24 protein-coding genes are annotated in these 23774 nt (G+C 65.3%); 11 read left to right on the forward strand and 13 right to left on the reverse strand.

Annotation, left to right across the window (positions count from 1 at the left end; translation table 11 throughout):
* Window positions 1–20: 20 nt before the first annotated feature.
* A complete protein-coding gene (locus ACFVAV_RS07935) occupies window positions 21–1622 on the reverse strand; it encodes a 4-coumarate--CoA ligase family protein (RefSeq protein WP_379031692.1) in 1602 nt (533 codons plus the stop codon).
* A 378-nt stretch (window positions 1623–2000) separates the two neighbouring features.
* Between ACFVAV_RS07935 and ACFVAV_RS07940 the strand changes: the two genes are divergently transcribed.
* The 3 genes from ACFVAV_RS07940 to ACFVAV_RS07950 all read left to right on the forward strand — a co-directional run bounded on the left by ACFVAV_RS07940 (window position 2001) and on the right by ACFVAV_RS07950 (window position 3807).
* Window positions 2001–2573: a TetR/AcrR family transcriptional regulator gene (locus ACFVAV_RS07940; protein ID WP_379031858.1), complete on the forward strand. Its 573-nt coding sequence runs from the start codon at window positions 2001–2003 to the stop codon at window positions 2571–2573.
* A 198-nt stretch (window positions 2574–2771) separates the two neighbouring features.
* The gene (locus tag ACFVAV_RS07945) at window positions 2772–3266 is read left to right on the forward strand and encodes a hypothetical protein (RefSeq protein WP_379031695.1); all 495 of its coding nucleotides are present in this window, start codon (window positions 2772–2774) and stop codon (window positions 3264–3266) included.
* Between the two features lie 4 nt (window positions 3267–3270).
* Entirely contained in the window at window positions 3271–3807 is a 537-nt protein-coding gene (locus tag ACFVAV_RS07950) for a hypothetical protein (protein ID WP_379031698.1), read from the forward strand.
* A gap of 166 nt (window positions 3808–3973) precedes the next feature.
* Here the strand turns inward: ACFVAV_RS07950 and ACFVAV_RS07955 are convergent, their stop codons facing one another.
* From ACFVAV_RS07955 to ACFVAV_RS07965, 3 genes are all read right to left on the reverse strand, one after another.
* Window positions 3974–4618, reverse strand: a complete 645-nt coding sequence (locus ACFVAV_RS07955) for an SDR family NAD(P)-dependent oxidoreductase (RefSeq protein WP_379031861.1) — start codon at window positions 4616–4618, stop codon at window positions 3974–3976.
* A 28-nt stretch (window positions 4619–4646) separates the two neighbouring features.
* Window positions 4647–5861: an acyl-CoA dehydrogenase family protein gene (locus ACFVAV_RS07960; RefSeq protein ID WP_379031701.1), complete on the reverse strand. Its 1215-nt coding sequence runs from the start codon at window positions 5859–5861 to the stop codon at window positions 4647–4649.
* A gap of 110 nt (window positions 5862–5971) precedes the next feature.
* Window positions 5972–6559, reverse strand: coding sequence for a TetR/AcrR family transcriptional regulator (locus ACFVAV_RS07965; RefSeq protein WP_379031704.1), 588 nt, complete (start codon window positions 6557–6559; stop codon window positions 5972–5974).
* Window positions 6560–6719: 160 nt separating this feature from the next.
* Between ACFVAV_RS07965 and ACFVAV_RS07970 the strand changes: the two genes are divergently transcribed.
* The gene (locus ACFVAV_RS07970) at window positions 6720–7658 is read left to right on the forward strand and encodes an acetoacetate decarboxylase family protein (protein WP_379031707.1); all 939 of its coding nucleotides are present in this window, start codon (window positions 6720–6722) and stop codon (window positions 7656–7658) included.
* A gap of 124 nt (window positions 7659–7782) precedes the next feature.
* Here the strand turns inward: ACFVAV_RS07970 and ACFVAV_RS07975 are convergent, their stop codons facing one another.
* From ACFVAV_RS07975 to ACFVAV_RS07990, 4 genes are all read right to left on the reverse strand, one after another.
* A complete protein-coding gene (locus ACFVAV_RS07975) occupies window positions 7783–9252 on the reverse strand; it encodes a hypothetical protein (RefSeq protein WP_379031710.1) in 1470 nt (489 codons plus the stop codon).
* A gap of 87 nt (window positions 9253–9339) precedes the next feature.
* Entirely contained in the window at window positions 9340–10179 is an 840-nt protein-coding gene (locus ACFVAV_RS07980) for an alpha/beta fold hydrolase (protein ID WP_379031713.1), read from the reverse strand.
* 140 nt (window positions 10180–10319) lie between these two features.
* Window positions 10320–11366 (reverse strand): LLM class flavin-dependent oxidoreductase, encoded by a 1047-nt coding sequence (locus tag ACFVAV_RS07985; RefSeq protein ID WP_379031716.1) that lies wholly within the window; start codon window positions 11364–11366, stop codon window positions 10320–10322.
* Window positions 11366–11878, reverse strand: a complete 513-nt coding sequence (locus ACFVAV_RS07990) for an SRPBCC family protein (RefSeq protein ID WP_379031719.1) — start codon at window positions 11876–11878, stop codon at window positions 11366–11368. The genes ACFVAV_RS07985 and ACFVAV_RS07990 overlap by 1 nt, the downstream gene beginning before the upstream one ends.
* Before the next feature lie 119 nt (window positions 11879–11997).
* On the opposite strand from ACFVAV_RS07990, the gene ACFVAV_RS07995 reads away from it, so the two are divergent.
* Complete coding sequence (locus ACFVAV_RS07995; protein ID WP_379031721.1) at window positions 11998–12528, forward strand: winged helix-turn-helix transcriptional regulator; 531 nt, start codon at window positions 11998–12000, stop codon at window positions 12526–12528.
* A 227-nt stretch (window positions 12529–12755) separates the two neighbouring features.
* Here the strand turns inward: ACFVAV_RS07995 and ACFVAV_RS08000 are convergent, their stop codons facing one another.
* On the reverse strand, window positions 12756–13709 hold the full coding sequence (locus ACFVAV_RS08000) for a zinc-binding alcohol dehydrogenase family protein (protein ID WP_379031724.1): 954 nt from the start codon (window positions 13707–13709) through the stop codon (window positions 12756–12758).
* 66 nt (window positions 13710–13775) lie between these two features.
* Here ACFVAV_RS08000 and ACFVAV_RS08005 point away from each other — a divergent pair, with 66 nt between their 5' ends.
* Complete coding sequence (locus ACFVAV_RS08005; protein WP_379031727.1) at window positions 13776–14408, forward strand: TetR/AcrR family transcriptional regulator C-terminal domain-containing protein; 633 nt, start codon at window positions 13776–13778, stop codon at window positions 14406–14408.
* A gap of 10 nt (window positions 14409–14418) precedes the next feature.
* Here the strand turns inward: ACFVAV_RS08005 and ACFVAV_RS08010 are convergent, their stop codons facing one another.
* Window positions 14419–14865 (reverse strand): nuclear transport factor 2 family protein, encoded by a 447-nt coding sequence (locus tag ACFVAV_RS08010; RefSeq protein WP_379031730.1) that lies wholly within the window; start codon window positions 14863–14865, stop codon window positions 14419–14421.
* 176 nt (window positions 14866–15041) lie between these two features.
* On the opposite strand from ACFVAV_RS08010, the gene ACFVAV_RS08015 reads away from it, so the two are divergent.
* A complete protein-coding gene (locus tag ACFVAV_RS08015) occupies window positions 15042–15971 on the forward strand; it encodes a helix-turn-helix transcriptional regulator (RefSeq protein WP_379031733.1) in 930 nt (309 codons plus the stop codon).
* 79 nt (window positions 15972–16050) lie between these two features.
* Here ACFVAV_RS08015 and ACFVAV_RS08020 read toward each other — a convergent pair whose 3' ends face one another.
* The gene (locus ACFVAV_RS08020) at window positions 16051–16263 is read right to left on the reverse strand and encodes a hypothetical protein (protein WP_379031735.1); all 213 of its coding nucleotides are present in this window, start codon (window positions 16261–16263) and stop codon (window positions 16051–16053) included.
* Between the two features lie 1150 nt (window positions 16264–17413).
* Here ACFVAV_RS08020 and ACFVAV_RS08025 point away from each other — a divergent pair.
* Window positions 17414–19366 (forward strand): hypothetical protein, encoded by a 1953-nt coding sequence (locus ACFVAV_RS08025; RefSeq protein WP_379031737.1) that lies wholly within the window; start codon window positions 17414–17416, stop codon window positions 19364–19366.
* Complete coding sequence (locus ACFVAV_RS08030) at window positions 19363–19509, forward strand: hypothetical protein (RefSeq protein WP_379031741.1); 147 nt, start codon at window positions 19363–19365, stop codon at window positions 19507–19509. The genes ACFVAV_RS08025 and ACFVAV_RS08030 overlap by 4 nt, the downstream gene beginning before the upstream one ends.
* Before the next feature lie 334 nt (window positions 19510–19843).
* Here the strand turns inward: ACFVAV_RS08030 and ACFVAV_RS08035 are convergent, their stop codons facing one another.
* Window positions 19844–21097, reverse strand: a complete 1254-nt coding sequence (locus ACFVAV_RS08035) for a helix-turn-helix domain-containing protein (protein WP_379031744.1) — start codon at window positions 21095–21097, stop codon at window positions 19844–19846.
* Between the two features lie 499 nt (window positions 21098–21596).
* Between ACFVAV_RS08035 and ACFVAV_RS08040 the strand changes: the two genes are divergently transcribed.
* On the forward strand, window positions 21597–21947 hold the full coding sequence (locus ACFVAV_RS08040; protein WP_379031747.1) for an Lsr2 family protein: 351 nt from the start codon (window positions 21597–21599) through the stop codon (window positions 21945–21947).
* A gap of 535 nt (window positions 21948–22482) precedes the next feature.
* Here ACFVAV_RS08040 and ACFVAV_RS08045 read toward each other — a convergent pair.
* Window positions 22483–22971 (reverse strand): hypothetical protein, encoded by a 489-nt coding sequence (locus ACFVAV_RS08045; protein WP_379031750.1) that lies wholly within the window; start codon window positions 22969–22971, stop codon window positions 22483–22485.
* Window positions 22972–23017: 46 nt separating this feature from the next.
* On the opposite strand from ACFVAV_RS08045, the gene ACFVAV_RS08050 reads away from it, so the two are divergent.
* Window positions 23018–23734, forward strand: a complete 717-nt coding sequence (locus ACFVAV_RS08050) for a DUF1152 domain-containing protein (RefSeq protein WP_379031753.1) — start codon at window positions 23018–23020, stop codon at window positions 23732–23734.
* Window positions 23735–23774: the final 40 nt, after the last annotated feature.

Genomic DNA, 23774 nt, shown 5'->3' on the forward strand with positions numbered 1-23774 from the left:
GTTGCCACGGACGGTCATGCCTAGACGCTGTCGCTTCGGGCGGTGTCCCTTGCTCGGAGGTCTTTGCGAAGGATCTTGCCCGCAGCCGATTTGGGCACAGCGTCGATGAACTCGACCTGCCGAACCTTCTTGTAGGGCGAAACCTGTTCAGCGACAAAGGAGATCACGGATCGTTCGTCGAGCTGGGAGCCCGGGCGGCGCACGACGAAGGCCTTCGGGATCTCCTCGCCTTCGGCGTCCAGCGCACCGATCACTGCGGCATCGACAATCTCGGGGTGGGTCAGCAACAGCGCTTCCAGTTCAGCAGGGGGAACCTGATAGCCCTTGTATTTGATCAGCTCCTTCAGCCGGTCGATGATGTAGACCGCGCCGCGTCCATCGACGACGGCGATGTCACCGGTGTGCAGATAGCCCTCCTCATCGAGGGCCTCGGCGGTGGCGGCCGGGTTGCCGAGGTAGCCGACCATCACGTTGGGGCCTTTGCACCACAGCTCACCAGGTGCGCTGAGTCCGTGGCGGGGGTAGTCCACTTCTCGTCCGGTCGTCGGGTCGACCAGCTTGCATTCCATGTTGGGCGAGGTCACCCCGACCGAACCGATCGGGAAATCATCGCCATCGTCGGGTATGGCGTGGCTGACCGGGCTCATTTCGGTCATCCCGTAGCCCTGACGAACGCGGCAGGCCAGACGACGCGCGACGGCATTGCCCAGATCGGTGTCGAGAGGCGCCGCGCCACACATGACTGTGTGGACGCTGGAGAGGTCGTAGTCCTCGACGATCGGATGCTTGGCCAGCGCCACCGCGATCGGCGGTGCCACGAAGACATACGTGCAGCGGTGGCGCGAGATGGCGTGCAGGAATTCGGGGAAGTCGAACCTGGGCATGGTCACCAGTGCGGCGCGTCGGTACAAGGCGGCGTGCAGCATGGCGGTGATGCCGTAGATGTGGAAAAACGGCAGGACCGCCAGCACGCGGTCCTGGTCCCGGATTCCCATTCGGGCATGGATCTGGCAGACGTTGGCGACGAGGTTGCGATGGGTCAGCATCACACCCTTGGGGTGACCGGTGGTTCCCGACGAGTACGGCAGGATCGCCAGCTGGGTTGCCGGGTCGAAGTCGATGTCCGGTGCGGAAGCTTCCTGCTGGAGAAGGTCTCGCAGTGACAGGTAGCCGTCGGCTCCGTCCAGTACCACGATTCCCTCCGTCGCGATCCCGGCGATCCGTGCGCCCGCGGCGGCTTGGGCAAGCAGTGGTGCGACGGTGAACAGCAGGCGCGCCCCGGAGTCGATGAGCTGGGCGGCGATGTCTTCGGCGGTGCTCAGTGCGCTGACCGTCGTCACGGTGCCGCCTGCCCGCAAGATGCCGTGCAGGACCGCGGCGAAGGCCGGGGTGTTCGGGGAATGCAGTGCGACCACATCACCCACACCGAGGCCCCTGATCGCCAGCGCACCCGCGATCCGATCGATCTGACCGATGAGGGTGCGGTAGGTGGTCTGATCGCCGGTCGCGCTGTCGATCAGGGCTGGGCGGTCCAGATCTGAGCCGGAGATGCCGGCGAACAGGAAGTCGTAGACGTTGGTGTCGGGAATCTCGACGTCGGGATAGGGGCTTCTGAAGCTCACGGGCCTCTCCTGGCGGTGTCGTGTGTCGGGTGGAGCAGTCGTGATCGGGTCCGTAGGCACAACTGCCAGAGTTGGCCTGGCCCGCTCATCGCCAGGCCCGCCCAGCGCCGGTCTCGGCGGCACGATCGCTAGTCAACACTGGACTTACGTATTATGCAATACCTCATAATCTTGGCAGCTGAGCTCTGAGTCGCCAAAGGGCCGCCATGGCGATAACCGCGTTCTCGCGCGACTGCCACCGGCAGGCACGCTTCTCGATCGGCGGCGATCCCCGGGCCCAACGCCGGTCTATGATCAGTTACATAGCAGCAGGCGGCGCCGCTTGCGGTGTCACTCGAAGGAGGCGTGGTGTCGGAACCGAAGGACACCCGGACAGCCATGATCCACAGTGCGGTGGAGGTCCTCCGCGAACGGGGAGTCGCGGGTGTCACGATCGACGCGGTGCTCACCCGCAGCGGGGCACCCCGAGGCTCGGTCTACCACCACTTTCCTGGGGGCAGAACGCAACTGGTAGCGGAGGCGCTGAATTTCGCCGGCGACGCGATCGGCGCGATCGTCGACCGCGCCGCCGCCGACGGATCAACGGAGATCCTGCAGCGTTTCGTCGAGCTGTGGCAGAAGATCTTGCGCGACAGCGATTTCGCGGCGGGATGTCCCGTGGTCGCCGTCGCGGTCGGCCCGACCGGCGATGAGGAATTGTTCGGCAGCACCGCCGCGATCTTCGCGCGATGGTCCGAGCCGCTGCGCCGAGCATTCGAGAACGAGGGACTGCACGCCGACGACGCCGAGCAGCTGGCGACGATGTCGATCGCATCGGTCGAGGGTGCCGTGGTCTTGTGCCGCTCTCAGCGCAGCCGTAAACCCCTCGATGATGTCGCTCGGCAGCTCGAGCTCCTGATCGAGAGCCAGAAGTTCCTCACTCGCGGCCGGAGCGCTCGCACGGACAAATAGCGCACAGAGCCCTTCGGGGCGCCCGAGTACCACCCGACCTGCGGTCGGACCGACCATCGCCAAACCGTCTCCCATGAATTATGCTCTCTGACATATTCCATCTCCCGAGTCGACGCGGCGTTCTTCGGCACCTGCGTGCCGACTCGGGTCGTCGATCCCGGGTGATTCCCGGTGTGTCTATTTCTCAGGAGACAAGCGATGGCAACGGTGCCCGGTGCGATAACTGCAGCCCAGCGGGAGATATCAGAGGGTGAGCGCCAGGCCATCCGCACGATCAAGGTGTTCATCTCGCTGGGGTTCCAGGGCGAGTTCTTGTTCCTGGTGCTCGGATTGATCATGTTCCCGCACAATGGACCGCTCGTGTGGCGGCTGGCGTGGACGTTGGGCCTGTGCGGTATCGGGATGGGAGCGGCTGTCGGTGGGATCGCCTACCTCGTCGGCTCCCGTTTCCGGCCCCGGAGCCGCGCGGCGTTCATCGTGACCGCGATCAGTGCCGCGGCCTCCTACAGCGTGTGTCAGACGCTGTGTTGGGGCTTGGACCACAACGTGGGCCTGAACTACTGGGGATCGGTCGACATGCCCGCGCTGTTCTTGATCAAGGGATACACCGCGGCGATCGCCGGTGGCGTGCTCGGCGCCTACCTGCTGCACACGCAGACCGGATCCCGGATGCTCGACCGACTGCGGATGTGACCTGATGCCCCGATCCCGGAACAGGTTCACGGTCTGCGTCGGTCTGGCCTGCGCCGCGGCAGTCGTCAATCTGATGCTCTGGCGAACCGATGTGCTCGCGATGGCCGACAGCCGATGGCTGACCGCCTTGATGGCGGTGTGGTTCGTCTTGGGGTGGGGCATCGGCCCCGGCTGCCTGACTGCCCTGGCGATCCGCAGTACCGATCGGCGGCTGCCGCGTTCGCTGGCGCCGGTGGTCGCCGGTGCGGCCGGCGCCGCGCTCATGTCGGGTATCGGATGGGTGATGCACGCCTACCTCACCGACCCGGCGTTCATGCAGGCCGCGATGGGCGCATCCGAGAACGCGGACGCCCACAGCCACGGCCACGGCCACCATCAGATGTCGATGGATCATCAGATGTCGATGGATCCCACTGCGGGGTCCGAGACCATGTCACACATCGGTCTGCTCACCCTCCTGGTTCCCAGCCTGGCCGCCATCGTCGCCTCAGTGGCCTACGCGTTTCGACCGGATACCCTCGGCCGTCATCGAGTTGGCTGAATTCCTTTGACCTGCACAGGGTCGAGGGCCTGTCGCCGCCGGTGTCGGAACTCAGGCGATCGTGTGCGGCGCACCGAGTGGGGATGATCCCGAGGCGGTCGCGTTCGAGATAGCTACGAACGCGACCGCTTCTCCTACTGCGGGCGCACTCTCTGTTTGTCACCCATCAGCTGACCTCGGCGACCAGGCGCAACGGCAGGGTACGCAGGGCGAAGGCCAACGGCAGTCCCGGCCAGGCGGGGACTTTGGCTTGGACGCGTTCTGCTTCGATGGCCTTGACCATCGCGCGGACGCCTTTGTCGGTCGAGACCATCAACGGTGTGCGGGCAGCGCCGGAAGTCATCTCCGAGTCGATGTATCCGGGGTACAGGGTCGTGACGGCGATGTCGGCGCCGAGCAGTTCGGCGCGGATGCCTTCGGCCAGCACCGCGACGCCGGCCTTGGTGGCCGCGTAGGTGGTGAGATTGCGCGGCAGACCACGCACAGCGCTGATGGACGAGATGACGACCAGGTGGCCGGAATGCCGGCGGCGGAAGATCTCTACCGCCGCCTCGCACTGGGCCAGCGCCGCGACGAAGTTCGTTTGCGCGGTCTGGCGGTTGGCGTGGAAGACCTCGAAGACCTGGTCGTGGTCGTTGACATCGAGTTCGCGTACGCTGACCCGGATTCCGGGATGCGCGACCCGCAGTTCCTCGCGCAGCGTGTGCAGTCGGTCGCTGCGGCGGGCGCAGAGCGCGAGATCGCGTCCAAGGGCCGCGAAGTTTCGGGCCATCCCCTCACCGAGGCCGGAACTGGCGCCGGTGATCAGGATGCTTTGGCGTTGCGGGGTGGTGGTGTACTCAGCCCTGTCTCCGGTACCGGGCGAGTTCGGCTCGGGCGATCACGCCCAGGTGGACCTCGTCAGGGCCGTCGGCCAGCCGCAGCGAGCGGGCCGCGGACAAGAAACCCGCGAGCGGAGTGTCGTCGGAGAGCCCGGCGGCTCCGTGCAGTTGGATCGCCATGTCGATCACGCCATAGGCCATACTCGGCACCGAGGCTTTCACCTGTGCCAGCTCGCTGATCGCACCGGCGGCTCCCGCGGTGTCGAGCAGCCATGCCGCGTGCAGCAGTTGCAGTCGTGCCTGGTTGATGGCGATGCGCGCGTGCGCGATTCGTTCGCGGTTGCCGCCCAGGTTGGCCAGTGGCTTACCGAATGCCTCCCGGTCGCTGCCGCGCCGGCAGGCCAGCTCGAGCGCTCGCTCGGCCATCCCGATCAACCGCATGCAGTGATGGATCCGGCCTGGCCCGAGACGACCCTGAGCGATTTCGAACCCACGGCCCGGGCCCGCGATGATGGCCTCGAGGGGCAACCGGACATCGGTGAACGAGACCTCGCCGTGGCCGTAGGGTTCGTCGTAGTAGCCCAGGACCGGCAGCATCCGCTCGATCCGCACCCCGGGGGTGTCGATCGGTACGAGCACCATCGAATGCCGTTGGTGCCGCGGCGCGGCCGGGTCGGTCACCCCCATGAAGATCACGAAGCGGCAGTCGGGGTGTCCGATTCCGGTGCTCCACCACTTGCGGCCGTTGAGCACGACGTCGCTGCCGTCGATGGTGGCGGTGGCAGACATATTGGTGGCATCCGAGGAGGCCACCGCAGGCTCGGTCATACAGAATGCCGAGCGGATCTCACCGGCCAGCAGCGGGGTCAGCCATTGCTCGCGCTGGGCGTCGCTGCCGTAATGCACCAGCACCTCGGCATTTCCGGTGTCGGGTGCGTTGCAGTTGAACACCTCCGGCGCGATGAGCGAGTGACCCATCAGCTCGGCCAGCGGCGCGTACTCCGTCACCGTCAATCCCGCGCCGTAGCGCGTATCGGGCAGGAACAAGTTCCACAACCCCTGGGCGCGGGCTTTCGACTTCAGCTCCTCGATGGTCGCCGAGACAGCCCACTTGTCGGAACTGGCCTGCAGAGCGGCGTAGTACTCGGCCTCGCGCGGCAGGATCTCGGCGTCGATGAACGTAGCGATCCGGTCGATGTATTCGCGTGCGCGTGCTGAGTGGGTGAAGTCCACGATTGCTCCTTGTCGTCCGTTCCCCCTGGTAGGGGACATTAGAATAGTTCTAAGCATTGCTCAATAAGCGGGGATATGCGACGTGCGTCACCACCGCGCCGGGGTGGACGTCAGTCGGTGCCGGGAATCGCGGCCACTCGCAACAGGTCCTCGACCAGGAACGTGACCAGATCCTCGGTGGACAGCTCCGCGCCGGCTTCCACGGCCATCTCCTCGGCCATCGCCAGCCAGCCGCGGACCGCCAATCGGGTCATCGCGTCGGGGTCCGGGCGTCCGACCGCGTCGAGGAACCGGTCGGTCAAGGTGGTGCGAACCTCCTGATAGACCTCCATCACACGGTCGTCACCGCCGCTGGCCGCGCGCACCAGCGCCAGGTAGTTGGCCTTGCGGCGGCGGATGAAGCTGACGAAACCGTCCGCGATCACCCGGGCGCGCTCCTCGGCCGATCCGTCTTCGGGAAGCTCGGTGTGGCCGAGCAGTCGATCGCCGGCCGAGCGCACGACCGCGACGTAATAGTCGCGCTTGGTCGGGAAGTAGTGGAACAGCAGCCCTCGGGAGATGCCAGCGACCTCGGCCACTTCGTCGATGGCGAGTTCATGGATGGGGCGGGTCACCAGCAGGCGCAGACCGATGCCGATGAGTTGCCGACGTCGCTCGTCGGCGGTCATGCGCACTCGGGACGGTGTGGACGCGCTCATCCGGCGAATATTACGCCTATTGAGCAGCGCTCTACAAAGCTATTGAGCAATGCTTAGAACACCGCTAGCCTGTGTGTGCGGCCATCGTCGGCCGGCCTCGGGCCCGGACCGTCGACGAATCCGCGAGAACAAGACCTGAGACAGAAGGAATTGACGGCCGATGCCCTCAACCGAACACAACACCGTCGCAGCCGACCTGGGTGGCGTCACGGTCATGGTCCCCGAGGGCGGTCTCTACGACCGCTATCGGATGAACACCGATCTCGACGAGGTCGCCCGCGACCCGCGAGTCCACAGCGTGGACTACTTCCGGCAGCTACCCAAGGCCGAGGTGGACTCTCGAATCGGCACCACCCGCACGCCGAACTTCTACTATCGCCTGTCCAGCGCTCGACTGACGATGCTGGCCCCCACACGAGCGATTCGTTCTCGTCTACCCGCGGAACTCGCACCCCTCGAGGTGATCCCGGGCCTGGGACTGGTGTCGGTGATGTTCTTCAGCTACGACATCTGTGACATCGACGCCTACACCGAAGCCGCCGTCGGGATCGCGGTGCGACCAGCACAGCATCGACGTCTCGGATTCGTCGACCTGCTCGCCGCCCTCGGCAACGACGACTTCGATTCCTACGTCGTGTCCCTACCGGTCAACACCGACATCGCCTACGTGCGCGGACACGACGGGTACGGATTCCCCAAGTGGCGCACCGACATCGAGGTCGACATCGACTCCGATCGAGCTACCGGCCACGTGGCGAACAGTGCTGGTGGAACCGATCTTTCGCTGTCGGTCGCTACGCCGGCCCAGACCGCCTATCCCTCCGGCGAGCGCATCTCGACACTCACCTCCTACACCAAGATCGACCACGCGTGGCATGCGATCCTCGGCCAGACCAACGTGCTCTCGACCGGAAGCGCGGCACTCCCGCGCCGAGCCCAGCTGCGGGTCGGTCGCGGACGCATGGCTGATGACCTGCGATCGCTGAAGCCGATCAAGACCATTCGGCTCGACGTCACCACCGAAGCGCAACTCGCCCTGCACATGCCGGTCCCGATCTCCGTCCCCACCCGAGCACGCGACGATCACCGGCGACGGTAGCGCACGACCAGATCGGTCGCTCGATAGCGCTTGTGGACCGATTCCGGTCGCGCACTTCGACATCGCGCGACCGGTGGGCGCGGTCGGGCCAGGGCGGGTACCCCACCCGATCGCGCCACACCGGTCAATGGGACGAACACTGAAATTTCCCTGGTCCGAAGAGATTTCCGAAGGTGCCGAGCAGGGCAGCGAAGCCGAGTGCCGATTTGGGTTCGTAGGCGGCGCGCCAGAGTCCGCCGTGCAGGGCTTGGTCGCTGAAGAGCGCTTCGGGATGCGATCGTGGTGCCCGATGGTGGTGGAGGTCGTGAACGAGCAGGGCGGCCATCAGGATTCGGCAGGTGTCGGGACCGAAGACTTCGACGTCGAAATGGTGAGCACCGCGGTACGCCGCGGCAAGTGCTCGGTTCCGAGTCACCGAGCGAGTCCACGAGGCGGGGGCGACGTTGAACGAGACGGTGTGCCCCGCGTCTTCGGCGAGGACGCCACGCCACCGCTGCAGGCGTTTGGCCATCGCGTAGCTGGGGCCTTGTTGGGGGACGAGAACGTCGGCGAGTCCGGTGCCGTCCTCGTGCATGCGGGTATAGGAGGGACGGAACAGCGTGCCACCGGACACCGTCCGTGCGATCCAGTCCAGGTATTGCCTGCGTCCGCGTTCCTGCCATGCGCTGCTGCCTGCGCGGACGACTTCGGAGGGGACGACGAAGGCGTCGGTCGGGGTGGCGAGGTAGGCGAGCGCGGTCCGCGGATCGGCCTCGCACAGATGCGTGGCGAGCAGGTCGGCGGCCACACTGAGCCGGACGTGTGCGCCCCGGTCGGCGTAGGCGTACATACTCAGCACTTGTGGACTGCCGTTGCTTTCCGACGCCAACCATGCGGCGAGTTCCCGCAGATCCTGCACCAGATCCAGGCCTGCTGGACCATCGGCTCGCAGCGGCCATCGCACCGAACCCGCCCCCGACTGTGCGGTGCGAACGATGCGCTCCCACAGGTCGGGGCTCGGCACGTCGACGGCCAGAACGTCGGCGCCCCATGCGGTGAGTGGTTCGAGCGGGCTGAGTTCGGCTCCGGCGCCGAGCAAGACGATCTGTCTGTCCCGGACCGCCAACCAGTCAGGGTTGGCCACGACACGGGCGATCGCCGCACCGAACGAGGGTTCGGCGATGCCGTCGCTGACCCAGCTATCGACCTGATCGAGCAGTTCACTTCCCCGCAGGACGCGACCGCGGTAGGGAACACGAAGCTCGACGATCGGTGAAGCTGTTCCATAGACGGCCGCGGTACCTGGTTGCCGTGCGCGGTCGGCATCGAGGTCGAGCTCGGTCAGCACCCGTTCGTTCGAGCCATCCGACCAGGTCATCGTGTAACGCGCCGAGTCGATTCCGGCGGAGGCCACGGCGAGGGCGACCGCGCTGGTATCGGCCGAGGCGCTGGTCAAGTTCGCCAGGAGGGTGGCGTAGTCGGTGCGCCAGGCGCGAGTGTCGAGCACGCGCCGGCGCAGATCGGCGGATGCGGGTTCGGCCGCGTCGGACAGGATCCGTGTCAGCGCCGGCGTTGTCGGCCGAGCGCCGGAAATCAAGGGAAAGTCGACAGTCATATCCAGAGTTCCTCAGAGTGATGGTGCGGCCATGGCACCGGTGGGCTTGTCGCCTTCGGGCAGGTTCGATCTGCGCGAAAGGTCTGATCAAGCCAAGGGGCGCTCGTCGATCTCGGACGCGGTGAGGAACTGCTGGATCAGCGCGGCGATGACTTCGGGCTGCTCGAGTGTGCTGGTGTGCCCGCAGTCGAGCACCACTTCGAGTTGCGCACCCCTGATGGAACGCGTGATCTTCCTGGATTGCTCGGGTGGGGTGTCCTCATCGTCGGCGCCGACGATGACGAGCGTGGGAACAGTGATCCGGGAGAGCTCGGCCAGCACGCTGGAACGCTCGGCGACAGCGAGGATGGCGCGATAGATGCCCGCGCGTTCGTACCGGCCTACCCGGCGAGCCCATTCCTCGATCACCGGCTTGCTCGCCGTGGAGGCGCGGAATGTGGGGCCGAACAACAAGGACACGGCCTGATTGCGGACCGGGGCCATGCCGATGAGGCGGTAGATCAGGGCGAGGAGCTTGTATCTGCCGACTCGGTCGGGGTCCTCGACGTCACCGCTGGTATCCAGCAGCGTCAACGATCGCAGGAGGTGCCCGTGGCGTGCCGCGATGCGCTGTCCGACGAACCCGCCCATCGATAGGCCGACATAGTGCACCGGGCCGACATCGAGGTGCTCGATCAACTCCGTGACGTCGGCGGTCAGGGTGTCCATGTCGTAGTCGGAGCGTGTGGCCGGAGTGTCGCCGTGTCCACGGAAGTCCACTGCGACACAACGGTATTGCTCCCGCAGGACTGCGATCTGAGGCCGGAACATCCAGCCACTGAACAGCAAGCCGTGTCCGAACACGACGGTGGCAGCGTCCGGTCGACCGGGCGGGACTCCGGTGTCGGTGTAGGCGAGTTCGATCCCGTTGATTCGGGTGGTCGGCATGGAAGTCTCCTGCGCTGGCTCTCGATGGTGCGGCGTTCGGTCGCGACCCCGAGACTAACGGATTACTAAGCATTGCTCAACAGAATTGTCGAGCAATGCTTAGGAGTGTGGGCAGTCGCGGGCCAGGCCGGGGAGGGCGATCAGGGAACCAGGTTGTGAACCAGGTCCAGACCTTCAGCGAGATTGTCCAGGCGGGCAGCGAGGGTGTTCCCCGCTGGATACAGGCGGACGGTGTCGACTCCGGCGGCTTGCCAGGTAGCGAGCCGGCTACGCACCATCTCGCGAGTACCGATGAGCGTGGTCGCCAGGACCATCTCGTCGGGGATCGCTCCTGCGGCGCCGGCGCGGTCACCGCTCTGCCAACGCTGTTGCACCTCCGCGGCGATGTCGGACCACCCTTGCCGGCTGTAGGCGTCGTTGTAGAAGTTGGTGGTGCTCGTGCCCATGCCCGCGAGCGAGAACGCCAGTTCAGCTTTGCGACCGCCGATCACGCGAGGCAGATCCTCCTCGTCGGCAACGATGTTGACCTCGGCACCTTGGCAGATGTCGAGTTGCGTGCGGCTGCGACCGGACCGCTCCAATCCCTTGTCCAGGTGCGAGAAGTAGGCGGCATCGGCACCCTCGGGCACGAAGCTCGTGCCCAGCCAGCCGTCGGCGATCTCCCCGGTCAGCTCCAGCATCTTCGGCGACAGCGTCGCCAGGTAGATCGGCACCGAGACCGGAGCCAATCCCACCCGCATAGGTCGGCCCTCCCCATCGGGCAGCGGGATGGCGAATTCCTTACCCGTGAAAGACACTTTCTCCCCGGCGAAGACCTGTCGAACGATCGCGACGGTCTCCCGCATCCGGGCCAGCGGGTGCGCGAACGAGACGCCGTGCAAACCCTCGATGACCTGCGGACCCGACGCGCCCAGACCCAGCAGGAACCGGCCTTCCGACAGCTGCGCCAGGGTCATCGCGGTCTGGGCGATCAGGACCGGGGACCGAGTACCCAGCTGGATGATCCCGGAGCCGAGCAAGATCCGGTTCGTGTGTGCGGCGAGATAGCCCAGCGGTGACGGGGCATCACTCCCCCACGCCTCGGCCACCCAGCACATGTCCAGACCCAGCTTCTCGGCCTCGACGATGAAATCGGCGATGTCGCGCCAGCTTCCGGCAGAACCTTCGACGGTCGTCGCGGTACGCATCATTTCCCCTGTTCGGCGAGCTGCTTGATGATCGCGAGATTCCGCTTGATCCCGGCCTCGAATTCGCGCAAGCGCACGAAGACGATCTTCTGCTCCTTGTCCGGCATCGCCTCGATCGCGTAACTCAACCCCGACGGCGCCGGGCCCATCTGCCCCTGCTGCTCGAGCACCGTTCCCTGCCCCACGGACAGCACGGTGAATCGCCACACCGAGGACGGGTAGTCGGGCTCACCGACCGCCCAGGCGAACCGGGCCTGCGGCTCGTATTCGATGACCGTGCACATCGTCTCCCAGCTCCCGAGCGACTCGTGGACGTTGCGACCCACGAAGCGATGCCCTGGCGCCGGCCCCGACGCACCGTCGAGCCACGCGACTTCGCGCACCTCATCGCTCAGCCGTGGCATCAGGTGAATATCGGTCACCAAGTCCCACACCACCGGCGGCGACGCGTCGATATAGACCTTGTCGGCCACGATCGGCACATCCGAATACACCTGCCCGGTCCACTCCATCACACATCCTTCCAGCCATAGCTCGACCTCCATAGTTGCGTAACTAGACTCACTTAGCAATAGTCATCGAACCCATTTGACCTGCTGAGTCTTGTTGATAGATCCGCTACCCTGGATGAATGAGGCGAACATCCTTCGCGAACTGGCCATGCTCCTACGCCCGCACGATCGATCTACTGGGCGACTGGTGGACTCCGCTGGTGCTGCGTGAAGCGTTCTACGGCTTCCGCCGTTTCGACGACTTCCAGCAAGAGCTCGGGATCGCCCGCAACACACTCGCCGAACGGCTACGACGACTGGTCGACGAGGGACTGCTCGACAAACGCGTGTACGACACCCAGCCCGTGCGATACGAGTATGTCCTGACCGAGTCCGGACTCGACTTCTACGGGGTCATGGCCGCCATGACTCGCTGGGGTGACCGCTGGCTGTCCGACCAGACGGGTCCGCCGCTGGTCTTCCGCCACGAACCGTGCGGGCACGACAGCGTCGCCGAAGTCGTGTGCGGACACTGCCGGCAACCACTCGACGCGCGCGATGTCACCCCCAGGCCCGGCCCCGGGTATCCCGAGAAACTGCTCACCCGCCCCGACGTTCGCCAACGATTCCACCTCGACGAACCCGAGAACGCGCCCGGCCCACGGGAATGAACCGACCTACGAAAACAGGTCAGGCCGGTACGATACCGGGCCTGACCTGTATAAACGGTTGGAGCGAAGGGGACTCGAACCCCTGACCCCCACGTGGCCGCCTGGATCTGCCGCTCGCGCGGACCCGAAACCCTCGACGATCTGATCGCTGAACTCGGTCCATCAGCGCGCGCCGCGACCGCCGCCGGGAATGCGGGCACGTCGGCTGCTGCTCGAATCGGCCCCGATCAGTCCGGGATAACGACAGCGCGGGTCCGCCCCTGGTGCGCCCATGCCTCGCCGACGCGGCTGAGCGGGTAGGCGGTGTAGGGCGCGTCGAAGGTCCCGTCGCCGAACCGGGTGACGATCTCGGGGAGCTCGGCGATGATCTGCGCCTTCGAGACCGAGCCGGTGCCACTACCGATGATCCGGATCCGCCGGCTGCGCAGCAGCGCCGCGGGCAGTGCCGCCTCGGTTCCGGCGAGCGAACCGATCTGCACGTAGTCGATGTCGCGGGTCTCGTCACCGACCCCTCCCAGCGCGGCGAAGGCGGCCTCGGCGACGGGGCCCCACACGTAGTCGAGCACGAGTGCGGGTGGCGCCTCGGCGATGGCTGCGCCGAGGGCGTCCACCCAGGCAGCGGGTCCGCCGTGCGCGAGCGGGACGGTCACGACGCCGGGGCCGCGCAGCCGCTCCAGCGCCTCCGGGTCGCGCCCGGCCGCGATGACCCGTTGCGCCCCGAGGAACAGCGCCGCCCGCACGGCAAGGCTGCCCGACAGGCCGGTTGCCCCGAGCACCAGCACGGTGCCGAGCTCGCCCGCCTGCTTGCGCCGGGCAGTCAGCGCCATCCAGCCCGACATGGCGGGGTTCATGCCGGCGGCGACCGCGAGCGGATCGACCCCGGCGGGCAGTTCCACCTCGAACGGGGTAACCAGTCTTTCGGCCATCGTGCCCCACGGCGACCGGGCAAGGCCCGTGTAGACCAGGCGCCCGTCGTCGGTCCTGGCCACGGCGTCGACCCCCGGCACCAGCGGATACGCCTGGCTGCTGTCGTAGTGGCCGCCGGAGGCCAGCGCGCGGACGACATGGTGCAGACCCGCGCCCACGAGGTGTAGCGGTTCGCGGCCCGGCTGCGGCTGCGGGTCGGGGAACTCCGCGCAGACGGGTGTCGCTTCCGGGGTGTTGATGACGGCAGCTCGCATCACAGGCTCCTTAACTAAGTTCAGTTGACGCCATTCACCGTGCCTGAACTTTGTTAAGGTGTCAACGTGGCGAAGGGAATCACGCGGGAACGGATCGTGGCGGCCGCACTCGAACTGCTCAACGAGAAGGGCATGGACGGCATCACCGTCCGTGCGCTCGCTGGGCGGCTCGAAGTGCAGGCCCCCGCGCTGTACTGGCACGTCCGCAACAAGCAGGAGCTGCTCGACGAGATGAGCACCGTGGTCATGCGCCGCGTCACCCACGCCCTGGCGACGATCCCCCAGAGCGCCGGCTGGCGTGACGACCTCGTCGCCTACGCCCGCATCCTGCGCGCGGAGTACCTGCGCCACCGGGACGGAGCACGCATCTTCAGTGGCACGCGCATCGCCGACCCCGACGTGGTGAAGGCGAAGGAGCCCTGGCTCGCACGCTTCACCGCAGCCGGATTCACTCTCGCCGAGGCCGACGACGCAACCGATCTGGTCACCGCGTTCGTCGTCGGCTTCGTCATCGAAGAACAGGAGCGGACCCAGTCAGCCGACCCGGCGCGGTACTCCCTCGCCGGACGCGACGCCTGGCTGGGCGAGGGCGCCGAACTGGTCAAGGCTGCCGGGCACCTCCGCGACGACGGTGATAGACGGTTCGAACGGCACCTCGGCATCGTTCTCGACGGACTCGCGGCCCGGCAGGGCCACTGACGGTCGTGGCCTACTGCGTCCGGGGTTGGGTGCCCGCCTCGGCGCGCGCGTAGAACGCGGCGAGCTCGTGGGGGTTCTTGGTGAAGACGTCGATCTTGCACACCGCGCCGTCCTCGACCTGGTGAATCTCAACCATCGTCAGCGGGAACTCCTCACCGGTGGTGTGGGCAGTGAGCGTTCCGACGAGCGTTCCGATGACACCTGCCGGGCCCTCGAACACCTCGGCATCGGTGACGGCGACATCGGCGTAGCCCATCATCGCGCCGAGGACCGACTCCACAAACACCTCGCGACCTTGGTGCACGCCGCCGTAGGGAAGCTGGTTCGGCTCGTCGACGATCACCTCGGGCGCGAGCTTGGCCAGGACACCCGGCACGTCGCCCTTGCGCAGCGCGTCATACAGCCCTCGCACAACATCCGCAGGGCTCTCCGTCACTGTCTCGATCCGGTCGCTCATCTCGTATGCCTTTCAGTCATGTTCAGGTACTCGAGCCCTCATGTGGAACTCGGTACGGACCCCGGGGAGCGGGACACTCACCATGCAACGGGAGACCGGCGTGACGGGGGAGTCTTTGCTGTGAGGGGTATCGGCAGGGCCCCTCACCCATCGCACGGGCTGCTTACCCTGTTCTCATGGACAACCGGGACACGGTCACCGCATTCCTCCGCTCCCGGCGCGACAAGATCACCCCAGAGCAGGCGGGTCTGCCGGCATACGGTCTGCGGCGGGTGCCGGGACTGCGCAGGGGTGAGGTCGCGACGCTCGCCGGGGTGAGCGTCGAGTACTACACGCGCCTGGAGCGCGGCAACCTCAGAGGTGTCTCCGACAGCGTGCTGGATGCCCTCGCCCACGCCTTGCGGCTCGACGACACCGAGCGCATGTACCTGTACGACCTCGCCCGCGCTGCGGGACCGGCGCCCGAGGCGCGGGTCAGGCAGCCGGCGGTGCGGCCTGCGGTGCGCCCGAGCGTGGCGCGGATCGTCGAGGGGATGCCGGAGCTGCCTGCGTTCGTGATGAACAACCGTCTCGACACGCTGGCTGCCAACTCGTTGGGCCGGGCCCTGTACTCGGAGATGTATGCCGACCCGACCTGCGGGGCAAACGTCGCCCGGTTCGCGTTCTTCAATCCCGCGGCCAAGCGGTTCTACACCAACTGGGAGCGCATGGCCCGCTTCGCCGTTGGCGCGCTGCGCATCGAAGCGGGGAAAAACCCCTACGACCGGGAATTGTCGAACCTGATCGGCGAACTGTCCACCCGCAGCGACGCTTTCCGCGTGATGTGGGGATCCCATGACGTGTACGTCTTCAGCCAGAGCACCAAACGCCTCAACCATCCGCTCGTCGGCGACCTGGAACTCGACCAGGAGACCATGGCCCTGCCAGACGAAAGCGGCCTGAGCGTGGTCGTCTACAGCGCGCCTCCAGCGACCGCCGCCGAGGACGGCCTGAAGCTGCTCGCCAACTGGTCCGCCACGACCGGACCCGAGATCGTAGGGCACATGCCTGGCCCGATGGCTGGTACAGCCCCAGCGGCGCCGACACAGGATGCACCAGGCCACTAGACCCGCGAAAACCGCCGCCGCCCACCGGCACCGGTCGCAGCGCTTCCGCGATCTGTCTGGTGCGCGGGACCCCCTCGGGCTACCCGGCGTCTGCGCGACCGTGGGTTCCGGCCGACTCCTGACCGCTGCGGTGGGGTGACTGCGAGTCGGCGGCATCCTGGACCCGCCTCCGGTCGCCGGTGGCGAGCAGATCGAGCAGCAGTCCGCGCATCGTCGCAATCACCAATGTGGCTGTGCGGGCTGCGGTCTCGGGGTCGGTGTCGGGTGCTCGAGCCTCGCGCAGTGAGGTCATCCAATCGGTGACGACGTGGTCGAGGAAGTCCGCGAACTGCCGGGGGGCACCGGCAAAATCGTCGCCGTCATCTGACGCCGGCTCAGACAAAACAGGTCAGGCCCGGTAAGATACCGGGCCTGACCTGTATAAACGGGTGGAGCTAAGGGGACTCGAACCCCTGACCCCCACACAGAGCGTCATGAACTCATCGGTCTGGCGAGGATCGAAGTTCAGCACCCACACCAACGATCTCCTCCGAGACGAAGCGGATGCGCCCAGATCGGCTGGCGGCCGTTTCGGCAAATCATGTTCGGCAACAGCGGATTACAACGCATCTCAAGGAACCGTAGCCAGGACCGGACTGTACGGCTTGCACCCGAGGAGCCGTCCTGAGAGCCCCACACCGGACACTCAACCCCAATGACCGGTGGTCAGAACGTCGAATTCGACCGACGGCATCGCAACGCCTTCGGCCACTGCATCCGAGATTGGCAGCGATGCCGAAGGAGCTACTAAGCAGGGGATGCGTGGCCGTCACCAATGTCCCTCAGGTCTGCGGGCAGTCGTCCGTCGGTAGCACCAGATAGCATCTCGGCTACGAAAGTGCGGGGTAACCGTGGGGCCAGCTCGAGTCTCCATCGGACCGGGTCACGATCGTTCGTTGAGACTGCCACACTGCACCTCGGCGCCGTCTACTACGACGCCGACTGAAACACGAATACCACCGCCGTGAACACCGCGCGCTGATCCACCGGCGCGATGCCGCCGCCCAGACGAAGTGCCGGGCACCGCGGCGCGAATGACATACCGCGACATCACCTTCACCGCGTCACACTGATGCGATCACAATCTCGCCGCCAGGACCGACGCCACAAGACCAATACAACCGCAAGAGACAACCTCCTTGTGGGAGCCATGCGTCCGTGCGAAGACTTGCGAGAGCAAATCATCGAATGTCGGCGCGGCTATCCAGGAGTGCACGGTTCGGTGCGAGCTACACCACCCAGATCAGCTGCGGGACAGGGCAGACCACGCAGCAACAACACACCACCGGATTGCTACTTCTCCTGTCGGCGGTCAGAGATACGCTCAAGTTGAGGTCCGAACAGTCGGGCTTGAGCGGAAGCTAGTTGCCTAGCCGCCGTTCCTAGCAAGCTAGGAGAAGCTGATGGGAAGTATTGCGTCGGTGTCCCAGGAAGGCACCGCTTATTTGATTCGCCAGGCGTACGAGGCCGGCGAGAAGTGGCAGTGGGCTCGGGAAGCTCTTGTCAACGGAATCCAGGCTCAAGCCACATCGATCGAGTTCGGCGTCGAACCGCAGGGATTCAAGTCGAAGGGCGTGCTTCGCCGGTATATCGCCGACAACGGCATCGGGATGAGTCCCGAGGACATCAAGATCTTCCTCATGTCCTTTGGCGGTGGCGGCCGTCCGATCGGGTTGACCCAGAACTTCGGGCAGGGATTCAAATCGTCCTGCTACGAATGGAATCCGTACGGCATTATCGTCGCGTCGTGGACGAACTACGACCCCGAGGGCTGCATGATCTGGATCCACCGGGTGACGCGGGCGGGCAAGATCTACTGGGAGTTGAAAGACTTCGAGGTCGACGAAGACGGCTCCGTTGAAGATGTTGTGGCTCCGTTCTACCTCGACGAGATCGGTGTGGACGTCGCACAGCTGAAAACCAAGGAGATCGAGGAAGCCGGCCAGGGCACGGTGTTCCTGTTTCTTGGTAAGTCGCCGGACGATGACACCCATCGCGGCGATGTCGATCGCGGCGAGGACAATGTGAAGCGCGGGATCATCATCTACATCAACTCCCGGTTCCTTGAGATCCCGCAGGGCGTGGCGGCCAGGGTCGCCGAGGTCGAGGATCGGACGAAGCGTGAGCCGGGCACTTGGCAGAAGGACTCGCTGGAGTCGCCGACCGGGACGCTGCTCTCTATCGACTGGCGTCGTGCCCGCGGGGCGTTGGCCTACATCCCCGACACCGCCCAACGGGGCAGGGTCAAGCTCAAGCACGACACCTGGGTCGACTGGTACCTCGCAGGAGAAGACATTGTCACCCGCGGCCAGACGGACGGACCGGCTACCCCGCACATCTGCCTCGCCTACGAGGGTGAATCGTACGAACGGAAGACGACCGTGCGAGATTACCGCCCGTTCGGTCTCATCGAGGAATTCAGGAACCGGCTGTGGCTCGTCCTGACACCGCCCAAGTACGAGGAGGGCCGCCCGGATTGGGGTGTTTTCCCGCAGGGTTCGCGCGGTCAGCTGCTCTCGAAGGGCGGTACCCCGCTGCCGTGGGCCGACTGGGAGGACTCGTTTGCGCTCAACATGCCCAAGCCGATCCAGGACGCGCTCGCGGAGTTCCGCAAGTCGCGGTCGTCTCCTGCCGACAGCACCGAGAGACGGGAACGCCTGAAGCGCATCGCAGCTCGGCTGGCGACGCGGTTCCGGCCGGTGAATCTGATCGAGCATGCCTTCGGGAGGACGGCCGGCAACGATTCGGGTGCACGCACCGGTGAATCACGTGTGCACGTCAAGGCGAAGCGGCCGAACCAGCCTCGCCCGAGTGGCTCGTCACCCGGCCGCCAGGACACTGGCGGAGCCGGGGGGACTGCGCTCCTCAACGAAGACCGCACCGGTGATCGGTTCGGCGCGGCTCGGCGTTCGTCCGATGGCATCCCTGCTACCTACTGGGACAACCACTTCCCAGAGGACGAGGTCGCCCACGCGGCACGGTTCGATAAGGCCGATTGCGTCGACGGGTCCTACGGCACGGTGCATTTCAACCTGTCGTTCCCGCTGTTCATGTCTGAGTTCCAGTACTGGACCGAGCAGTACCCGAAAGCAGCGGCCGAGGACGTCGTCGATCTGGTGAAGGGCGTGTACGAGGATGAGGTGATCTCCAAGGTCATGCATGCCCACAAGATGTCGGGTCAACCGCTGTATGCGGCAGAAGGGGACGACGCCGTCCGCGTGAACAACGCCAACATCGACAGCTGGACGTCGCCGGAGGCTCTCACCGCCACCGTGCTCGGCCTCATCAACGTCGAGCAGCGCATCAACGTTATGGCAGGCTCCCGGTTCGGCAAGAAGAAGCCGATGTCGGCATGACGAGCGGAGACGAGCACAGCAACGAGCAGAACTATCTGATCATCGAGGGCTCCTTCGGCGACAACAGGAAGGTGAAGCTGACGGCGGTGATCGCCACAGCACTCTCAAAGAGCTTGCTTGGCGACCCCAACTCCATCGCATAGATCGCCGACAACAGGGCCGTCATTGTTCCCGCGTCGTGCGGCGGGTGGTGGCCAGATTCTGGCCGACGAGCGTGATGCGGTAGGTCGCCCGGTGAATACCGAATGTGGAGCGAATGGCCGTCGTCCTTTCCTTCATCAACTGGACTTGTTGCCGGTCTGAGCGTTGCCGATGGGCACAGCGTGATCAGCAACGCTCAGACCAGAAACATCCGACAACGACCAGGAGTTTTCCAGTTGCCCATGTTCTGCGTGTCCTGCCAGGCACCACCCTGCGATCGCAGTCCCACATGGTCAACAGAACGCTGAAAACAGCCTGCGGCAGTGCAACGCCGGTCTAATCTTCTTCGTCGCGTGCGGGAGGGCGAATCAGCCGCACTTCGGAGATTCCGCCTTGGTTTACACAGTCTCGGGCGAGGTCATGAACGTGCCAGAAGAGATCCGCCAGCGATTCGGTTGTGTTCACGCTTGTCTCGACAGGCGTATAGCCATATAGCGGTGTGGACTGGCCATCATAGGTGTAGCCGTAGCGTTCCGTGGTGAGAAGTGTCAGTGGATGCTGACCGGCCCATTCGATCCCGACACGAATGTCGTACTCATCGTTGCCGGTTGCCTCGGCGGTAGCCTGTACGAGCGCCATGAGATCAGCGACACCGGCCTCGATGGCTGACGACTCGACCTGCCAACCATCGAAGTAGCTACCGCTTCCACTGGGGTGTCCACCGACCGCCGCAGCTATAGTGACCGATCCGTCATGGTGGATGCTCGCCCACGCTTCCTTCCAGACCGAACGATCGCCGGTCGCAGTATTGGCCGCAACCCAGCGCCGGAGACCAGGACGTGGGTTCAGCCCGTCCACGCTTGCCAAGGGGTGCACCCCTCCGCCAGATGTGTAGCCCGATGTCACGCTCTCCGCCTGCCTCAGCACTTGGCGGACCTCTTCACGAGTAAGGCGGTTCTGGAATCGAGGAACTCGTGGATGCCCAACCGCGACCAGCCACGCACGTTCGCCGATGTTCCGGCCGCGTGCCGCCTCAACGAACAGGTTGTCCAGCGCCTCGGTGGCATGACGGCGTTCATCGAAGCGGGCCCGGTACATCGCCTCGATCTGGCGTTCCTTCATCCATACAGTGTCGGAGTCGTTGCGCAGGGGCGCGCCGAAGTACTCATTCCTGTAGATCAGATGCGGACCATCGACGCTCGCCGGTATCTCAACAGCCACGGCTCGTTTGTCGACGGAACCGAGTCGATGCACGACCAGGCCGAATACGGGTGGCGTGATGGCATTGATCGCAGCAACGCGCAGGGCGCGCTCGTACCCCTCATCGAACTTGCCAGCATCGACACGCTCAGTCGCAGCCTTCTGTGACTCGCGCACTCCATAGACGATCAACCCACCCCCGCTGTTCGCCATCGCGGCAACGTCCTTAGGGAAGTCCGTCTGCGACAGTCCCTTCACCGGCGGTAGTTCCGACTTCCAGTCCAAGTCGTCGATCTCCTCCACGCCACGAGCCACCGCCTCGTCGAGCAGCTGGTCGGTCAGTGGTCCTGGAGCTACACCAAGGACCCGATGAAGTGCAGTGAACGTCATGCGACAAGCGTAGGAAAAGGACCCGACATCTTCAGAGGCCGTCCCGAATCCTCGCTGGTCGCCGCTGCTCTCGGCCGCTTGCGGGCACAACGACGAGTGTGCCCAGAGCGGCACGTCGACCGCTGGCATGACGCCGAGCGTAGGTGTCGGTGTCACAGGATAGGTCGCCGATGACCGTCGGTGCTCCGTGCGCGAGGTCAGCCCACGGACCCGCCAGATGGCTTCGAACTCAAGTGATGTCGTACTTGGATCCGCCCAGCGATGCAACTCGAACAGCTCAAGGCCGCATCCCAATCCGGAGTGGCGACATTCCCAGGCGCCCATGGCTGGAAGATCGAGCTATCGGGAACCACGCCGAGGAAGCGGGCAGCGTGAGCTTCGGTCTCCCCCAGCGCAAGGAACGAAGGCAGTCCCGCAGGCGATAATTTCGCACCGAACCGAAAGGCAATTACGATTGCTGACAGGCATTTCCGTACACCAACGAACAGGACGCAGAGCTATGGCGCGCAAGGTAGTTGTCACTCTCATCGACGACTTCGACGGCACCTCGGTCGCCGAAGTCACCGTCAACTTCGAAATCGACGGCGCAGCATACGAAATCGACCTGTCCAACACGAACGCCACAAAGCTGCGCGAAACATTCGACCAGTGGCTGCCTTACGCCCGCCGCGTCGGACGCATCAAGTCGCCGAGCCGCCGATCGTCCGCGACGGCAACCGCGGGTACTTCCTCCAGTCGGAACGATCTCGCCGCGATCCGGGCGTGGGCAGGCGAAAACGGCCACAGCGTGTCCAGCCGGGGCAGAATCTCCTCCGGAGTCATCGCCGCCTATGACGCAGCATCGGTATAACCGAGCTCGCTGACGTCATTACCCGCCCGCGCCCGGCCTGTGTCCCGTCGGTGCGGGCGGGTGAACACCGACATCCAGCGTGGACCCTGGATGCACCAGACGAGTACGACCAGGCACGGTGCAATAGGTAAGGCCAACTCCCACATCAGCGTCTCACCCTGCCCGGAATAGGCACCTCATACCGAGTCAATGTCCCACCGCCCGAGAAGCTTTGGCGGTGAACTCTGACTCCGGAGGCACAGATCCGGCGCAGCGTCGGGTCCAGGGGCGCGTCGCCGTAGTCCCGGGTCTCGGCCACCTCGACTACCAGAATGTGACTCCGCCGGTCGCATCAACCGGACCACCAGCCGCTCGTCGAGCATGTCAACATTGCCGATCCACCGCCGCTCAGCCGGGCCGACGATCGCGACTATCAGCTCATCGATCTTGTCCGCACAGCCGCGTACCCGGATCGGGCCAAGCATTCCTCGCAGTGCTGCGCGCCACGCGCATCGCAGCGCAGAACGGCTGACCCGGAATTCACCGAGGAGCCCGGTCACTGAACCGGCTGAGCCAGGCTCACGAGGCGCATACGCCTCCAGGCGTACCCGGCCGCAGGATCGATCCAGACCACCCGTGCTCTGAAGTTCACCCAAGGATGTTGCAGGATTGTCGCTTCCGGAACCTCCAGGTCGGCGAGGTGGTGCACTGACGGGATCAACACAATTCCACCACCAGCCGCCTCGAGCGCTGCGATCAGTTGCCACAAGGCAGGTGCGGGTGTCGGGTAGCTGTGCATGTGGTCGTACTCGTAGCCATGTTCCCGCGCGAGATTGCGCACCTGTTCGGCAACGCTCGCGTCGACACGCTGATCCAGGAACTCGCCCAGCGACCACAGCAGCCGAATCGGTGACTCGAACTCGACGAATGTCTGGAGTTCACTGCACCCGTATAGCGAAGCAACCTCGGCAATCCTGGCCTCGACGGACCGAATCCGGTTACGCACCAGCGGGCGTCGGTAGTACGCGAACACCAACGCGTTCATCGGCCAGCTCCGAGCATCGCCTCGAGTATCGCCAGCATCGGGAGCAGTGCCCCCGGGTGGGCGGCGTTGTCCATTGCCGGCACCCACATTGCTCGTCGCGTGGCGACGGCAGAACCACGGTGGCGGCATCTGTCGCGATATTGCAGCGCAGCAGCGCTCGGCTGACGGTTCCAAGGTCGCGACGACGACCGGGGGCGGTCGACGGCGGGCTTCGATCCAGCGAGGCGCATGCCAGGCCCGAAAACTCGGCGGTCGCGAGGTGGCAATCCTAACGGCCACGGATGTGGCCGAGTTCGAGCCCATTTGGTCCTGGCACCCGTCAGAGGCAGACGACCTCCTAGATGTAGCCGCTAGCGGGTGGCGTGGCACAGTCGAAACCCGGCGGGACAACGTGGTTCAGCTCGTAGACTCAGCAACACGAGTCAAATGGGTAGCAGCCGAAATCCTTGCGGAAGACTCCCTGGCGACACTGGCAATGTCGACGACCACGTTGGACGAGATCGAACACCTGCTGCGGAGCCAACGCGGCTACATCGACATCGACAGCACCCGACTGATGAACCACTCCGCCCCGCGGACGCCCACAGCGGATGTCCTAGACGAAATCGATCGATACGCGAACGGTGCCGCACGTAGCGGCGTCGACGCCCTCACCGTCCGAAGGGTCATCGAACTTGCTGGCACGACCGAAGCACCCGCCGCCGAGTCGTTGCGCGAGCTACTAGCGACCTCGTGCATGGTTGGCTTGTGGGGGCTGGGATGATCTTGGTGTGGGTCGTGGGGCAGTGTTGTCGCGGCGTCGG

This window comes from Nocardia sp. NPDC057663 (assembly GCF_042799895.1).
In the GTDB taxonomy this organism is placed as follows: Bacteria; Actinomycetota; Actinomycetes; order Mycobacteriales; family Mycobacteriaceae; genus Nocardia.

Excerpts from the sequence above, each read along its gene's own strand:
- ACFVAV_RS07940 (WP_379031858.1), top strand. The coding sequence starts at position 2,001 with ATGATCCACAGTGCGGTGGAGGTCCTCCGCGAACGGGGAGTCGCGGGT.
- ACFVAV_RS07945 (WP_379031695.1), top strand. The coding sequence starts at position 2,772 with ATGGCAACGGTGCCCGGTGCGATAACTGCAGCCCAGCGGGAGATATCA.
- ACFVAV_RS07950 (WP_379031698.1), top strand. The coding sequence starts at position 3,271 with ATGCCCCGATCCCGGAACAGGTTCACGGTCTGCGTCGGTCTGGCCTGC.
- ACFVAV_RS07965 (WP_379031704.1), bottom strand. The coding sequence starts at position 6,559 with ATGAGCGCGTCCACACCGTCCCGAGTGCGCATGACCGCCGACGAGCGA.
- ACFVAV_RS07970 (WP_379031707.1), top strand. The coding sequence starts at position 6,720 with ATGCCCTCAACCGAACACAACACCGTCGCAGCCGACCTGGGTGGCGTC.
- ACFVAV_RS07975 (WP_379031710.1), bottom strand. The coding sequence starts at position 9,252 with ATGACTGTCGACTTTCCCTTGATTTCCGGCGCTCGGCCGACAACGCCG.
- ACFVAV_RS07980 (WP_379031713.1), bottom strand. The coding sequence starts at position 10,179 with ATGCCGACCACCCGAATCAACGGGATCGAACTCGCCTACACCGACACC.
- ACFVAV_RS07985 (WP_379031716.1), bottom strand. The coding sequence starts at position 11,366 with ATGCGTACCGCGACGACCGTCGAAGGTTCTGCCGGAAGCTGGCGCGAC.
- ACFVAV_RS07990 (WP_379031719.1), bottom strand. The coding sequence starts at position 11,878 with ATGGAGTGGACCGGGCAGGTGTATTCGGATGTGCCGATCGTGGCCGAC.
- ACFVAV_RS07995 (WP_379031721.1), top strand. The coding sequence starts at position 11,998 with ATGAGGCGAACATCCTTCGCGAACTGGCCATGCTCCTACGCCCGCACG.
- ACFVAV_RS08000 (WP_379031724.1), bottom strand. The coding sequence starts at position 13,709 with ATGCGAGCTGCCGTCATCAACACCCCGGAAGCGACACCCGTCTGCGCG.
- ACFVAV_RS08010 (WP_379031730.1), bottom strand. The coding sequence starts at position 14,865 with ATGAGCGACCGGATCGAGACAGTGACGGAGAGCCCTGCGGATGTTGTG.
- ACFVAV_RS08015 (WP_379031733.1), top strand. The coding sequence starts at position 15,042 with ATGGACAACCGGGACACGGTCACCGCATTCCTCCGCTCCCGGCGCGAC.
- ACFVAV_RS08020 (WP_379031735.1), bottom strand. The coding sequence starts at position 16,263 with ATGACCTCACTGCGCGAGGCTCGAGCACCCGACACCGACCCCGAGACC.
- ACFVAV_RS08025 (WP_379031737.1), top strand. The coding sequence starts at position 17,414 with ATGGGAAGTATTGCGTCGGTGTCCCAGGAAGGCACCGCTTATTTGATT.
- ACFVAV_RS08030 (WP_379031741.1), top strand. The coding sequence starts at position 19,363 with ATGACGAGCGGAGACGAGCACAGCAACGAGCAGAACTATCTGATCATC.
- ACFVAV_RS08035 (WP_379031744.1), bottom strand. The coding sequence starts at position 21,097 with ATGACGTTCACTGCACTTCATCGGGTCCTTGGTGTAGCTCCAGGACCA.
- ACFVAV_RS08040 (WP_379031747.1), top strand. The coding sequence starts at position 21,597 with ATGGCGCGCAAGGTAGTTGTCACTCTCATCGACGACTTCGACGGCACC.
- ACFVAV_RS08045 (WP_379031750.1), bottom strand. The coding sequence starts at position 22,971 with ATGAACGCGTTGGTGTTCGCGTACTACCGACGCCCGCTGGTGCGTAAC.